The sequence below is a fragment of the Phreatobacter stygius genome, from assembly GCF_005144885.1.
Lineage (GTDB): Bacteria > Pseudomonadota > Alphaproteobacteria > Rhizobiales > Phreatobacteraceae > Phreatobacter > Phreatobacter stygius.
This window is the reverse complement of record NZ_CP039690.1, coordinates 2,266,815-2,281,309: the sequence shown is the minus strand read 5'-3', so window position 1 is coordinate 2,281,309 and position 14,495 is coordinate 2,266,815. Positions and strand designations below refer to the sequence as shown.

Annotated in this window: 13 protein-coding genes and 1 pseudogene; 3 read left to right on the top strand and 11 right to left on the bottom strand. The window is 67.0% G+C overall.

The window, feature by feature from the left end; all coding sequences use genetic code 11:
* Window positions 1–91: 91 nt before the first annotated feature.
* Window positions 92–646: a CAP domain-containing protein gene (locus E8M01_RS10420; RefSeq protein ID WP_136960057.1), complete on the top strand. Its 555-nt coding sequence runs from the start codon at window positions 92–94 to the stop codon at window positions 644–646.
* Between the two features lie 149 nt (window positions 647–795).
* Here E8M01_RS10420 and E8M01_RS10415 read toward each other — a convergent pair whose 3' ends face one another.
* The 7 genes and pseudogenes from E8M01_RS10415 to E8M01_RS10385 form a co-directional block, all read right to left on the bottom strand.
* Complete coding sequence (locus tag E8M01_RS10415; RefSeq protein ID WP_136960056.1) at window positions 796–1,686, bottom strand: polysaccharide deacetylase family protein; 891 nt, start codon at window positions 1,684–1,686, stop codon at window positions 796–798.
* A 14-nt stretch (window positions 1,687–1,700) separates the two neighbouring features.
* Entirely contained in the window at window positions 1,701–2,480 is a 780-nt protein-coding gene (locus tag E8M01_RS10410; protein WP_136960055.1) for an ABC transporter ATP-binding protein, read from the bottom strand.
* Window positions 2,473–3,327, bottom strand: coding sequence for an ABC transporter permease (locus E8M01_RS10405; protein ID WP_136960054.1), 855 nt, complete (start codon window positions 3,325–3,327; stop codon window positions 2,473–2,475). The genes E8M01_RS10410 and E8M01_RS10405 overlap by 8 nt, the downstream gene beginning before the upstream one ends.
* 62 nt (window positions 3,328–3,389) lie before the next feature.
* Entirely contained in the window at window positions 3,390–4,349 is a 960-nt protein-coding gene (locus E8M01_RS10400) for an ABC transporter substrate-binding protein (protein WP_136960053.1), read from the bottom strand.
* A gap of 34 nt (window positions 4,350–4,383) precedes the next feature.
* Window positions 4,384–6,176, bottom strand: a pseudogene (gene atzF, locus E8M01_RS10395) (allophanate hydrolase).
* Between the two features lie 275 nt (window positions 6,177–6,451).
* Window positions 6,452–7,153, bottom strand: coding sequence for a GntR family transcriptional regulator (locus tag E8M01_RS10390; protein ID WP_246088672.1), 702 nt, complete (start codon window positions 7,151–7,153; stop codon window positions 6,452–6,454).
* Window positions 7,154–7,163: 10 nt separating this feature from the next.
* Entirely contained in the window at window positions 7,164–8,153 is a 990-nt protein-coding gene (locus tag E8M01_RS10385; protein WP_136960052.1) for a DUF2125 domain-containing protein, read from the bottom strand.
* Between the two features lie 89 nt (window positions 8,154–8,242).
* Here E8M01_RS10385 and E8M01_RS10380 point away from each other — a divergent pair, with 89 nt between their 5' ends.
* The gene (locus E8M01_RS10380) at window positions 8,243–8,773 is read left to right on the top strand and encodes a gamma-glutamylcyclotransferase (RefSeq protein WP_136960051.1); all 531 of its coding nucleotides are present in this window, start codon (window positions 8,243–8,245) and stop codon (window positions 8,771–8,773) included.
* A gap of 8 nt (window positions 8,774–8,781) precedes the next feature.
* On the opposite strand, the gene E8M01_RS10375 is transcribed toward E8M01_RS10380, so the two are convergent.
* The 4 genes from E8M01_RS10375 to ubiG all read right to left on the bottom strand — a co-directional run bounded on the left by E8M01_RS10375 (window position 8,782) and on the right by ubiG (window position 13,113).
* Window positions 8,782–9,936, bottom strand: a complete 1,155-nt coding sequence (locus tag E8M01_RS10375; RefSeq protein WP_136960050.1) for a lactonase family protein — start codon at window positions 9,934–9,936, stop codon at window positions 8,782–8,784.
* A 96-nt stretch (window positions 9,937–10,032) separates the two neighbouring features.
* The gene (locus E8M01_RS10370) at window positions 10,033–11,253 is read right to left on the bottom strand and encodes a ubiquinone biosynthesis hydroxylase (RefSeq protein WP_136964550.1); all 1,221 of its coding nucleotides are present in this window, start codon (window positions 11,251–11,253) and stop codon (window positions 10,033–10,035) included.
* Between the two features lie 320 nt (window positions 11,254–11,573).
* Entirely contained in the window at window positions 11,574–11,789 is a 216-nt protein-coding gene (locus E8M01_RS10365) for a cold-shock protein (RefSeq protein WP_136960049.1), read from the bottom strand.
* 586 nt (window positions 11,790–12,375) lie between these two features.
* Window positions 12,376–13,113, bottom strand: a complete 738-nt coding sequence (gene ubiG, locus E8M01_RS10360; RefSeq protein ID WP_136960048.1) for a bifunctional 2-polyprenyl-6-hydroxyphenol methylase/3-demethylubiquinol 3-O-methyltransferase UbiG — start codon at window positions 13,111–13,113, stop codon at window positions 12,376–12,378.
* 127 nt (window positions 13,114–13,240) lie between these two features.
* Between ubiG and E8M01_RS10355 the strand changes: the two genes are divergently transcribed.
* Entirely contained in the window at window positions 13,241–14,479 is a 1,239-nt protein-coding gene (locus E8M01_RS10355; RefSeq protein WP_136960047.1) for an aspartate kinase, read from the top strand.
* Window positions 14,480–14,495: the final 16 nt, after the last annotated feature.

The window sequence follows — 14,495 nt, the reverse complement described above, 5'->3', positions numbered from 1 at the left end:
ATAGGGTTGATAGAGCCTTGACAGGATCGGTTAACTTTTCACGCGCATCACTCGCGTCACCATGAGTGACACCCACACAGGAAAAGGTTCAATGGCTGAACGCGAGCTGAAGACGGCTGACAGGATTCTCGTGCGGCGTCAGATCCTGGTCGGCGGCGGGTCGCTGTTCCTGCTCTCCGCCTGCTCGGCGCCGCCGGTTCCGCGGCCGTCGGGCCAGCCGAGTTTCTATCGCAATCTCGCCGAGGCCGGCGCCCGCGTCGACGCGGCCATGGCCGCCGAGATGATCACCGGCTACCGGCGCAACAACGGTCGCGGCGCGTTGAGCGTCGACCCCGTGCTGATGCGGGTCGCCGAGGCCCAGGCCTATGCCATGGCCAATGCCGACCAGGTCGGTGTCAGGACCGGCGCTGTCGGTGCCCGCCTGTCGGCGCAGGGTTATGCCCATGGCACGGCGGTCGAGAACACCTCGGCCGGCTATATGACGCTCGCCGAGGCCTTCTCGGGCTGGCGCGATTCACCGCCGCACCGGGCCAATATGCTGAGCCCGACGGTGACCAGGCTCGGCCTTGCCACCGGTTACCGGCCGGGATCGCGCTACCGGGTGTTCTGGGCGCTGGTCCTGGCTCAGCCGACCGGCACGGCCTGAGGCCGAGCGCCCGGGCGGCGTTCGATCTCGATGCCGAGTACGGTTTCGCCGGTCGCGGCGAAGCCGTGCCGCCAATAGAGCGCTCCGACCGGGTTCTATTTCAAAGGTCGGGCAGGTCCATGGCCTGACCATAACGGGACGCCGGCCGTTCAGGTCGGATCACCCGAAGCCAGATACCAGTCCATGATCGCGTGGCCTTGCATGAAGCAGATCTCGGGCCGCCGCGCGAGTTCGGCCAGCAGATCCTCGATCATGCCGATGCGATGCGGCACGCCGGTAATATAGGGGTGGATGGCGAAGCTCAGGATCTTGGCGCCGCCGAGCGGGCCCGGGCTCCTGGCTTCGGCGATCAGCCGGTCGGCCTGGGCGAGCGTGCGTTCGAGGAATTCGCCGGTCCGGTGGTGCTGGATCATGACCAGCGGAATATCGTTCAGCTCGACCGAATAGGGCATGGTCAGCACCGGGCCGCTCGCGGTGGCGAGCCGGCAAGGCAGGTCGTCGACGACCCAGTCGGCAATGTAGCGGATGCCGGCTTCGGCCAGGTGATCGGCGGTCTCGAGCGTCTCGGTGAGGCCGGGCCCGAGCCAGCCGACGCACGGTTGGCCGGCGAATTCCGACAGGGTCTCGACGGTCCTGGCGATCATCGCCCGCTGGTCGTCGATGCGGTGGGTCGGCACCTGGTGCCAGCCATGGCCCATGAACTCCCAGCCGGCGTCGCGGGCGGCCGCCGCGATGCGTGGATAGTCCAGCGCCACCGAGCCATTGATCGACAAGGTCGGCCGGATCGCATGGCGCTCGAACGCTTCCATGAAGCGCCAGAAGCCGACGCGCATGCCGTATTCGTGCCAGGCCCAGTTGGCGATGTCGGGCTGCAGGGCGGCGCCGGTCGGCGCCGCCAGCACCTGGCGGGGCATGGGATTGTCGATCCGCCAGTTCTCGACATTGACCACCGGCCAGACCGCCACCAGCTTGCCGGGGGCAAGCGCAAGACGCGGACGATCGATGGAGGCCCGGTAGGGCAGGCGCAGTTCAGGACGCATGGGAGAAACGGGCTTCAGGCCGCCTTCTTGCCGTGGTGGCTGTGCAGCTTGGCGCCCAGCACGCGGCGGATATCGTTGAATGCCGGGCTCGACACGTCGCGTGGCCGCGCCAGTTGGAGCGCATTGTCGCTTTCGATACGGCCGGGGCCGGGCGTCATCACCACCACCCGGTTGGACAGGAAGATCGCCTCCTCGATCGAATGGGTGACGAACACCACGGTCAGTCCAGTGCGCTGCCAGATGTCGAGCAGTTCGTCCTGCAGGCGCTCGCGCGTCATGGCGTCGAGCGCACCGAAGGGCTCGTCCATCAGCACCACCTCGGCGTCGTTGGCGAGCACGCGGGCGATCGCCACGCGCTGCTTCATGCCGCCGGAGAGCTGGTGCGGATAGGCGTTGGCGAATTTGCTCAAGCCGACCAGTTCGATGAACTTGTCGACGGTCTCCCTGACCACGCTGCGCGGCAGGCCGCGCGACTGCGGACCGAAGCCGATATTGTCGCGCACGCTGAGCCAGGGAAACAAGGCGTAGTCCTGGAACACCATGCCGCGCGTCGGCTCGGGGCCGCCGATCGGCCGGCCCCACATCAGGGCTTTGCCGGCGGAGGGCGCCTCGAAGCCGGCAATGATGCGCAGCAAGGTCGACTTGCCGCAGCCCGAAGCGCCGATCAGGCAGACGAATTCGCCCTTGCGGATCGACAGGTTGGCGTCGGACAGAGCGTGGATCGTCTGGTCCTGCAGCTGGAAGACCTTGGAGACCTGGCGGATCTCGACGATCGGGGTTTTCGATTCAGCCATGATGGGTCGGGCTCCAGCGCAAGAGGTGGTTGCCGATCGTCACGACGATGCGGTCGGATATGTAGCCGGCGATGCCAATGATGATCATGCCGCAAATGACCAGTTCGGTGCGCGACAGCGTTCGGCCGTCCATGATGACCGCGCCGAGCCCCTGCGGTACGCCGGTCATCTCGCCAACCACGATGACGAACCAGGCGAGCCCCAGCCCGAGCCTCAGTCCGGTGAAGATCGACGGCAGGGCCGCCGGCAGCACCACCTTGAAGAACTGGGCATTGCCCTGGCAGCCGAGCATGGAGGCGGCCTCGAACAGTTTCGGGTCGACCGCCCGGACGCCGAACACGGTGTTGAGCAGGATCGGATAGAAGGCGCCGAGGCAGACCAGCGCAAAGGCCGAGCGCGGCCCGAGCCCGAACAGGATCATCGACAGCGGCAGCCAGGCGGTGACCGGGATCGGCCGCATCACTTGCAGGAACGGGTCGAGCAGCATGCGCGCGGTCGGCAGCCGGCCGATCATCAGGCCGATCGGCAAGGCAAACAGCGCGGCGAGCGCGAAGCCGCCATAGACCCGGCTCATCGAGGCCAGGAGATGGGTGACCAGCGTGCCGGAAAAGGCGTCGTCATAGATGCCGCCGACGGCGAAATCGACCATGTATTCGGCAACCTCGTAGGGGCTCGGGATGAGCCTGGTCCAGCGCAGCCTGGTCGCCACCTGCCAGAACAGCAGCAGCAGCGCCGGCACGATCAGCGCCAGCACGGCCGGCTTGAGCCGCGCCCAGGCCGAGCGCCCGGGGCTCGGACGCTCAACGCCGGCGACCGCTGGCAGCTGGCTCGTTTCGGCAATCGTCATGGCTTGCTGTCCTCTTCGCGGCATGGCCCGCGCCGCCCCGGGGCGGCGCGGGGTCTCGAACCTCAGGCAGACGCGATCTCGTTGGAGAATTTCGGATTGAGGAAACTGTCGAAATTCGGCAACTGACGGATCTGCTTCAGCTCCAGCATCTGCTGCGAATAGGTGCGCGCCTGGGTCAGCACGGTCTGATCGAGTTTCCAGACATATTCGACATTGTTGGCGCCGAGCGCCTGGTCGACCGCCGTGCGGTTGGCGCCGAGCTTCTGGACCGTCATGTCGGCGACGACCTGCTTGTTGGCCATCATGAACTCGACCGACTGGCGGTGCAGCTTCAGCATGGTGCGGACCAGGTCCGGGTCCTTGGCGACCGTCTCCTCATGGGTGGCGAAGATCATGTTCAGGCCGCCCATGGCGGTGCCATAGGGATATTCGACGAGCTGGCCGACGCCGGACGAGATCGACAGACCGGGGCCCGGCTCGGCGCCGACATAGGCGTCGATGTCGCCGCGCGACAACATGGCGTGCATCTCGCCGAAGGGCACACGCACGGCGGTGATGTCGCGGATCGACAGGCCCTCCATGCGCAGGCGCTCCATGATGAACACCTCCTGCGTCGAGCCTGGCCAGATGCCGACGCGCTTGCCCTTGAGGTCCTTGACCGCGCGGACATCCGAGCCGGCCTTGGAGATGACGCCCATGCCCTTGTTGGACAGCGCTCCGACCACCACGACGGGCTCGCCGACCGCGCCTCCGAGAATGCCGGCGGCGATGCCGAACGTGCCGAAATCGACCGACTTGGTGACCACCGCATTCTTGCCGTCGGTCGGGCTGTCGAAGGTGATGATCTCGACCTTCAGGCCGGCCGGAGCGAAGCGCTCGTAGAAATGCGGCGGCATGGAATGGATCAGGCGGAGCGCGCCCATCTTGACCGTGCGCGGCGTTTGCGCGCGCAGAATGGACGGGGCGCCGAGCGTGCCGACGGCAATGCCGGCTCCGACGATGAACTGACGACGACGGATCATGACGAGGCTCCGGTGCGAGGACGGTTGGGGTGGTTCATGCGGCTTTGCCGGTCAGGTGGGCGATGTAGGCGCGCCAGCCGCCGTGGCCGGTGATCTCGTCGGCGCCGGCGAGGCCTTCGGACTCGACCAGGAAACCCTTGGCCGTCGTACCGTCGCCGAGCCTCAGCGTGCCGATGCCGAGCGGCGCGGGGATGCCCGCAACGAAGGTGCCGAAGCCGGCGGCCGGCAAGGTCCAGACCTCGCAGGCGATCGGTGCGCCGGTGCCGTCGGCGACGCGGATCAGGCCGGGGCGTTTCGGCGGGCCGCCGGCCAGCGCATAGAGGCGGTAGTCTGGCGTGGTGGTGGCGACACGGTTGAACAGGCCGCCGCGCGAGGTCAGCTCATGATTGAGCGCCATGCCGGCGAGATGCGCGCCGACCACCACGATCTCGATGGGTTCGTGCAAGCTCATCTCCTTCAGGCCGCCGCTGCGCGACGGCTGCCGCCAAGGGTCTGTTCGAAGCGCATGGCGAGACCGGCGAGGCGGGCATCCGTGCCGCGCTCGCCGATCAGCGTGACGCCGGCCGGCAGGCCGTCGCTGCGGCGAGGGCCCGGCACGGCGAGCGCCGCCAGGTCCAAGAGGTTGACGAAATTGGTATAGGTGCCGAGCCGGCTGTTCGGCCCGATCGGATCGGCGGCGAGATCGGCAAGGGTCGGGAAGATCGGCGCGGTCGGCACGACCAGCGCATCGATCGCCTGCCAGACCGGTTCGGTGGCGCGCCGGAGCGCCGCCAGCTTGTAGAAGGCCTCGAAGGCGTCGGTCGCCGAGAAATTCGCGGCGCCCGCAATGATCTCACGGGTCACCGGGAAGACCGCCTCCGGCTTCTCGGCCAGGAAGGTCCTGATCGCCGCATGGCGCTCGGCGACCCAGGCGCCCTCATAGAGCAGGCGGGCGGCCGCGAAGAACGCCGTCAGGTCGACCTCGACAATCTCGTCGGCCAGCGCGGTGAGCTTGCCGCAAGCCGCCTCGAAGGCCGTCGCCATCACGTCATCACCGAAGAACAGCCGGTCCGCCGGCCGTGGCAGGCCGAGCCGGCGGACCGGCGCAGCGGTCGCCGGCGTATCGGTGACGACTGCGCGCGAATAGGCGTCGCCGGCGTCGAAGCCGCGCATGACCTGATAGACCGTGAAGGCGTCGGTCGCGTCATGGGCAAAGACCGAGACGCAGTCGAGCGTGCGACAGGCCGGCACCACGCCGCGCGTCGAGACGGCGCCGAGCGAGGGTTTCAGGCCGGTGATGTCGTTGAGCATGGCCGGCACGCGGCCCGAGCCGGCGGTATCGGTGCCGAGCGCGAAGGCGACGATGCCCTGCGCGACGGCCACCGCGGAACCTGAACTGGAGCCGCCGGGCACGCGCGCCGGGTCGACCGCATTGCGCGGCGCCGGATAGGGCGTGCGGATGCCGACGAGACCGGTGGCGAACTGGTCGAGATTGGTCTTGCCGATGACGATGGCGCCGGCCGCCACGAGTTTCTCGACCGCGATGGCCGAATGTGCGGGGACATAAGCGAAGGCCGGGCAGGCTGCGGTGGTCGGCAGGCCGGCCACGTCGAGATTGTCCTTGACCGCGAAAGGCACGCCCCAGAGCGGGTAGCGGGCGGCATCGAAGGGCGGCAGCCTGGTGGCTGCCGCAAGCGCCGCGGCTTCGGGGACAAGATGGATGAAGATGCCGGGGTCGGCGACGGCGGCAAGGCGCGCATAAGCCGCAGCGACGACCGAGACCGGAGCCAGGCCCTCGGAATAGCTCTTCATCAAAGTGCTGATGGTGGGTCGAAAAGACTGCGGCATGGCCTCGGCGCGAAACAAGGAACAGGCCTTGTCCCGCAACCGCCGTGCCAGAACGGCTGATGCCGCGGCCGGACCATGGGCCGTTTGACGCCGGAGCCGCGCGAGGTTCGATCTAAGCGATTGTGAATGAGGGTATTTTCGACTTGAGGCGGTCGGCGGCGTTAGCCGGTATCGCGCTGAGCTGGCGTGTCTCGCCGCTGATCAGCGTCACATGTTGTATGCAATGATTCTGTAATTTGGCTTTTGTGCCTAAAATGAAGGCAAATCAAACGATGCTAGAATCTGGGACGCGCCTCATTCGACAGCACTTCCCAGGCACGTGCCGCCAAACCGATATGGTTGCGCATGGCGCTGCCGGCTCTCTCGCTGTCGCCGCGCTGGATCGCCTGCACCACCGCATCATGTTCGTGATGCGACTTGGCGAGCCGGTCGCGCCCCTCGAACTGAGCCCGGCGGAACGGCGCGAGCCGCCGGCGGGTCGCCGAGGCGAGTTCGGCGAGATAGCTATTGTGCGAGCCGCGATAGATCGCGACGTGGAATTCGACATTGGCGACGCTGTAGGCGCCAAGATCGCCCTGGTGGACGAGGCCGGCCATGGAGCGGTGCAGCGTGTCGAGCGCCATCCGCTCGGACGGCGTCATGGCCACGGCCGAAAGCGCGGCGCACAGCGCTTCGAGCTCGGCCATCACGACAAACATGTCGTGGAGCTGGCCCATGTCGGGCTTGGCCACCACCGCGCCGCGATGCGGCCTGATCTCGACCAGGCCGGACGAGGAGAGCTGACGCAGCGCCTCGCGCACCGGGGTCCGGGAGACGGCATATTCGGTGGCGATCTGAACCTCGTCGAGGGCGGACCCGGGGGCAAGCCGCCCGGTGACGATCGCCTCGGCGAGCCGCATCTGCAATGCCTCCGAGCGTGTCGCCTTGGCCGGATGGCGGCGGCGAGGGCTCGGCGGTATCGGCTGGCCGTCGTTCATCGTGATCGGCTCAAGGCAGGAGCGAGGGAAGGCCAATGCGGATCGGGCCGACCTGCAGCCGGCCTTCGCTCGCGCGCAAATTGATCAACCGGCCAGGCTTGCCTTCGACATCGGTCGCCCGGCTGGTGAAATTGAGCCCGGCAACCACCGCGCCGAGCGTGCCGCCGAGGCCGTTGGCCTGCACCGCACTTTCCAGATTGGCGACACGCAATTCGATCTGGCCGTCCGGCTTGCCGTCATTGGTCAGCCGGAGATTGCCCTTGGCGATGCCGACCGCGTCGCCCTGGGCGACCCGAAACATCACCAGGTCGACCGAGCCGCCGGCGGCTTGCCACTGGCGCGGTGGCAGCGGCTGCGGCCGGTTCGGGCTGCGCAGCAGCTTGCGGGCGGTCAGCTGGATCTCGGCATCGACAGGCGCCCGGACCGCGTCGCCGAGCGTTGCGCCCTGCAGACGGGTGACGACATCCAGGCTGACCGGGTCGGCCTGGTTCGGGCGTGTGTGCAATTCACCGCGGGCGGCGCGCAGCAGCACGGTGCCGTCGCGCGACAATTCGAAGGCGTCGATCACCGCGCTCGAATTGTCGTAACCACCAACGGCCAGTTGGGCGGAGGTCTGGGCCAGGCGCCAGTTGGCGCTGTAGACGGTTGGGTCGCCCTCGATGCTCGTCGTCATCGGGCCGGTCCATTCGGCAATGACATGGCCGGGGCTCCAGATCTGCGAGACGACCAGCAGGCGCTCCAGCCGGATGGTCCGGACCGGCCGGCTCTCGTCGCGCAATTCGACCACCGGCTTGGTGCAGTTGATCTCCAGGCGGAACGGATAGCCGCCGCGGGTGCGCTCGGCGCATTGAATCACCCGGCCGTTGGCGGCCTCGCTCGCCAGCACGCGCTCGATCAGCGCCTCGGCGCGATTCGAGCCCCAGTGCCAGACCGCCGTCCAGCCGGCGGCGGCCAGCGCGAGCGCGCCGAAGGGAAGGATGAACGTGCGCAAACGAGGCATGGTTGATGGTCCTGCAGGATGCTTGCATCGCGAAGTCGGGGTCTTTACCAGAACCCGGTCCGCTTCTCCTAATTCCGATCCGTGTTCCGATGACCAGCGAAAACGGCGATCTTTGGGTCTTCGGCTACGGTTCGCTCATGTGGCGGCCGGGATTCGACTTTGTCGAGCGGGTCCCCGGCCGGCTGATCGGGCTGCACCGCGCCCTCTGCGTCTATTCCCATGTCCACCGCGGTACGCCGGAACGGCCGGGCCTGGTGCTCGGGCTCGACCGGGGCGGCGCCTGCCGCGGCATGACCTTCCGCGTCGCCGCCAAGAACCGCGCCGCGACGATTCAATATCTGCGCGAGCGCGAGCAGGTGACCTCGGTCTATCTGGAGGTCGAGCGGGTCGTGACATTAAGCACATCGGGCGAGCCGCGGGTGCGGGCGGTGACCTACATTGCCGATCGCGGCCATAGCCAATATGCCGGCCGCCTGAGCCTCGAGCAGCAGTTGCACATCGTCCGCCAGGGCCACGGCCATTCCGGTGCCAATCGCGACTATGTCAAGAATACCGTCGCGGCGATCGAAGAGCAGGGCTTTCGCGACGCGGGCCTGCACTGGCTCGCGTCGCATCTCTAAAGCGGCCGTCAGGGCCGGCCGCGGATCGAGGCCGGCTGTCCCGGCAGCGCCAGTTTCACGCCGGTGTCGACCAGCCGGTCGCCGTTGATCCGATAGACCTGCAGGTTGCGGTCGACATAATTGCCGATGAAGACATGCCGGCTGTCCGGACTGAAGGCGATGCCTTCGGGCAATGCGCCGGCCGGCACTTCGTTGAGCGCCGTCAGCCGGCCGTTCGGTCCGATGCGGATCAGCCGGAGCGAGCCGTTGCGCGTGTAGGACCAGGCCGAATGGACCGCGGCCGAACCCTTGAGCAGGACAGCGACGGCGTGGCGGCCGTTCGGCGCGATGGCGAAACCTTCCGGCCCGTCGCCGACATTGACGTTGTCGACCACCCGCGGCGGATTGGCCCTGGCGTCGATCACGCTGATCGTGTCGGAATGGCCGTCACCGCCGATGCCGGTATTGGCGGCGAACGCATAGCGGCCGTCGGGCGTCACCTCGACATTGTAGACGCCGTAGCCGACCACGATGTCCTGGGCCTTGTCATAGGTCACCGTGGTGCCGTCGATGGTGAGCACGGCGATCTTGTGGGCGGCATTCTTGGCAACGAAGGCGCGCCGGCCGTCCGGCGTGATGGCAACCGCCGCGACTTCGTCCTCCATGGGAATTTCGGCGATCTGGCGCACGGTGGTGCCGGAAATGGACAGGACCGAGACGCTTTTGCCGTTGCGGTTGGCAACCAGGGCAAGGTCGCCCTTCCGGGAAATCGCCATGCCGGATGGCTGGCGGCCGACCGTAATGGTCTCGACCAGCCGCGGCGGGGTGGCGGTCAGGTCGATGACGTGCAGCTTGTCGTCCGGCGCGGCGCGCCAGTTGGCCCCGTCCTGGTTCATCACCACGGGATTGGCGACCAGGCCCAACCGGCCGTCGGGGGTGATCTGCAGGTTGGTCGGCGGGCCGAACACCGAATTCATCAGCGGCAGGCTGGCGACGATGCGCGGCGCCAGCGGCTGGCTGATGTCGACGATCGAGACGCTGTCCTTGCCGGGGGCGGCGTTGCGCGTACCGTTGGCTTCGAAAAATGTCTTTTCGTCATTGGCAATGATGATGAAATTGCCCTGCGCCCAGGCGCCGGTCGAAACCAGCAGCGTCAGCGCCAGGCCGATCAAGCTTCTTTTCATTGAGATTCCTCCCGCCAGCAGTCCTGGCCGGGGGGATCGTGCGGTTTCCCACGGTGATCGGAAACTAGGGAAGAGTATGTATGCGGCGTCCTGCTGCTAGAGCGCTTCGCCCTTGAGCAGGCGCGGCACGTCGCCGGTCAGGCCGGCGGCCTGGCGAATGAAGAAACGTTTCAGCGCCGGCATGCGGTCGACCAGGCCAAGCCCCAGATCGCGCACGAAACGCAGCGGATCCGAGCCGTTGGAGAACAGCCGGTTGAGGCCGTCGGTGGTCGCCCCCATCAGCACGGTGTCGAAACGGCGCCAGCGCTGGTAACGCGCCAGCATATCGGGGCCGCCTGGATCGAGGCCGAGGCGCGCGGCATCGGCAATGCATTCGGCCAGCGCCGCGACGTCGCGCAAGCCCATATTGATGCCCTGGCCGGCGATCGGGTGAATGACATGGGCGGCATCGCCGACCAGCGCCAGCCGTTCGGCCACGAAGTCGCGCGCCACCTTCAGGCCGAGCGGATAGGATTTCGGCTGGTCGACCAGGTCGATCGCACCAAGCTTCAGGCCGAAGCGGCTTTCCAGCTCGTCCTGGAACAGCACTTTCGGCAAGGCGCAAAGCCGCTCGGCACGGGCCGCCTCCTCGGTCCAGACGATGGACGAGCGCCGGCCGGTCATCGGCAGGATGGCGAACGGCCCGGCCGGCAGGAAATGTTCCTCGGCCCGGCCGCCGTGGTCATATTCGTGCGCCACCGTGCAGACGATGCCGGACTGGCCATAGTCCCAGCCGACCGTGCGGATGCCGGCCTGGTCGCGCAGCCGCGACCGGCCGCCGTCGCAGGCCGCCAGCAGCGACGCGGTGATGGTGCCGCCATTCATGAAGCCAATGGTCACGGCGCCGGGCCCGGCCCGGAAGGTCTCGACGCCGACCGCCTGGAAGACGATGCCCAGCGCCTGGGCGCGTTGCCACAAGGCGCGGGCGACCACGGCGTTCGGCGCCATATGGGCGAAGGGCTCGCCCGGGCCGACATCGCCGTCGAAAGTCAGGAAGACCGGGCGGACGACATCGAGCGTCCGGCTGTCGGTCACCACCATGTCGAGGAACGGTTGCGCTTGCGGGGCGATCTCGTCCCAGACGCCGACCACCTCGAACAGCCGGCGGGCGGCCGCGGCAAAGGCCGAGGCGCGGCCGTCATCGACAGGCGCGGCGGCCAGGGCCGGGTCGGCCATCACGACGGAGAAGTCGCGGCCGAGCGCATGTTTCAAGGCGACGCCCAGCGACAGGCCGGTGAGGCCGCCGCCGGCGATGACGATGTCGGCTCGCGAAGGCAGGGGCGTGCGATCGGTCATGAAGGCGGTTTATCGGAAAAGCCGGGCCCGCGCGAGAGCCACTCTGTCGCGGTGATCCTTGCGCGGTGATCCCTGCGCGGCGATCCCTGTGTGGTGATGCGCGTGCGGCAACGTCGGACGGCACGCTTAGCGCCAGCGTTCTGCGCGACGGGAACCCTAGGGAAGGAACCTGACGGGCAAGGGCGCGGCAAGATGGTTTCGATCCTCACGTCAAGGCGTGCGATCGCCGTCTCGCCGGCGCAGCCCCATCCTCGCCGCGCGCAGCCCCGCGCGGCGCGATTACGGGCGGTCGAAATGCCGCCTCAAGCACGAACAGCGAGATTGACCGCCTTGGGTCCCTTGCCGCGCTTGTCGGGTTCGAGCTCGTATTCCAGCTTCTGGCCTTCGGCCAGAGTGGCGAGCCCGGAGCGCTGGACGGCCGAGATGTGGACGAAGATGTCCTTGCCTCCGTCGTCCGGCTTGATGAAGCCGTAGCCCTTCTCAGTGTTGAAGAATTTGACGATCCCCGTCATCGACATGCCGGTCAGCCTTTCCGTATGCACTGCCGGTTCCGCACGATTGCGAACCTGTCAGGGCCCCGGACCAGGAATATCCGCGTTGCACCGGACGCATGGCCCGTCCGATCCGCCGCCAGGTCCTTGCCGCCCGAACCTGAGAGCCGAACCAAGCGTAACCTGGAATTTTCAGGCTGTACAACCCTGATTTTTACGGATTTACCGCCGGTTGCGCTGTGTCAAGAGCGCCATTACCCATGGCTTCAAAGAAGACGTGGCACACGGAACGTCGGTAATACGCCACGACGTCACGTTAAGATCCATCGTGCAGGTCGCCAGACGCTCGCCAGACGCGGTTTTCAGGCACACAGTTTGCCCTAGCCCCCATTCTCGTCCTTGCGCCCGGCAGGTGCAGTCCGGCAGCGCGACCGGCGGTCCGGGTGTGAAGGGGGCGCGACGTGGCGTGTCGCCGGACTGGGCCATGGCGGAGCCCGCGACCAGCGCGACGGCAAGGATTGTGAAAACCGTGCGACGCATGAGCCGAGATTAGCACCAGCGAGCCGGCTGCGAAAGCCGATCGGCTGCTGTGGAATGCCAATTCGCCGTTGCGTCAGCCGGGCCTGCGCGCCGCCACCATGTAGTTGACCTTGAGGTCGGATGTTTCTTCCCAGCGGCTGTGCAGCAGATTGTACCAGACGCCCTTGCGGTCGAAGATGGTCATGCCGCCCCTGTCGATGGCGCCCTCGAGTTCGTCCGGCGTGACGAATTTGTTCCAGTCATGGGTGCCGCGCGGCAGCCAGCCGAGCACATATTCGGCGCCGACAATGGCCAGACCGAAGCTTGCCATGGTGCGGTTGATGGTTGCCATGACCAGGAGGCCGCCGGGCTTGACCATGGCGCAGCAGGTGGTGGTGAACAGCTCGACATCGGCGACATGCTCGACCACTTCCATGGCCAGCACGACATCGAAGGCATCGCCGGCGGCGGCGAGTTCCTCGGCCGTGGTGCAGCGATAGTCGACCGGCACGCCCGACTGGGCGGCATGGATGCGGGCGGTCTCGACATTGGCGCGGGCCGGGTCGGCGCCGACCACCTGGGCGCCCATCCGGGCCAGCGGTTCCGAAATGAGGCCGCCGCCGCAGCCGATATCGAGGATCCGCAACCCCTCCAGCGCGCGCAGCGCCCGCGGGTCGCGGCCGAAGGCGGCGGCCGCGAGATCCCTGACATAACGCAGCCGCACCGGATTGAACTTGTGCAGCACGGCCATCTTGCCGTTAGGGTTCCACCATTCGGCGGCGAGTTTGGAGAACTTCTCCACTTCGGCCTGGTCGAGGGTTGCTGCCGTCATGGGTCACCCGGTGGTTTCGGCTTGTCTGCTGGTTTGGCTGTGACGCGTTGCCATAGCCCCGATCGATCGTTATGCATACGCGCCTTTTTTCAAAGAGCGCGTAGCGTCGCGCCAGAGATTGATTGCCATGTCTCGCCTCGTCATGAAGTTCGGCGGAACCTCCGTCGCCACCGTCGACCGGATCAAGAACGTCGCCCGCCACGTCAAACGGGAGGTCGAGGCCGGCTATCAGGTGGCGGTGGTGGTGTCCGCCATGTCGGGCAAGACCAATGAGCTGGTTGCCTGGTGCAAGGAGGCAGCACCCTTCCACGACCAGGCCGAATATGACGCGGTGGTCGCCTCCGGCGAACAGGTCACCGCCGGTCTGCTGGCGGTGGTGCTCAATTCCATGGGCCTGAAGGCGCGTTCCTGGCAGGGTTGGCAAATCCCGATCCTGACCGACGACGCCCATTCGGTCGCCCGCATCGCCGATATTCCCTCGGCCAATCTGGATGCGGCTTTCGCCGATGGCCAGGTGGCGGTCATTTCAGGTTTCCAGGGCGTCCATCAGGCGACCGGCCGGATCACCACGCTCGGGCGGGGCGGCTCGGACACTTCCGCCGTGGCGATCGCCGCCGCGATCCACGCCGAACGCTGCGACATCTATACCGATGTCGACGGCGTCTATACCACCGACCCGCGCGTCGTGCCGAAGGCCAAGCGCCTTGATAAGGTCGGGTTCGAGGAGATGCTGGAAATGGCGTCGCTCGGCTCGAAGGTCCTGCAGGTCCGCTCGGTCGAACTTTCAATGATTCATGGGGTGCGAACCTATGTCCGTTCGTCGTTCGACGATCCGGACAACCCGCAAACCGGCACTCTCATCTGCGACGAGGAGGAAATCGTGGAAAAGCAGGTCGTCACCGGCATCGCCTTCTCCAAGGACGAGGCGCAGGTGAGCATCCGCGCGGTCGCCGACAAGCCGGGTGTGGCGGCGGCGATCTTCGGGCCGCTGGCCGATGCCAATATCAATGTCGACATGATCGTCCAGAACGTCTCGTCCGACGGGGCGACCACCGACATCACCTTCACTTGCCCGGGCGCCGATCTGGAGCGCGCCCAGCGCGTGCTGATGGATGCCCGGCCGACGGTCGGCTTCAAGGCGCTGGAGACGGCCTCCGACGTGGTCAAGGTGTCGTGTATCGGGGTCGGCATGCGCAGCCACGCCGGCGTCGCCGCCAAGGCGTTCAAGGCGCTGGCCGAGAAGGGGATCAATATCCGCGCGATCACCACCTCGGAAATCAAATTCTCGGTGCTGATCGACGCCGCCTATACCGAATTGGCGGCGCGTACGCTGCATTCGCTCTACGGCCTCGACAAAGCCGGGTGAGGCGAGCCTGCGGGCT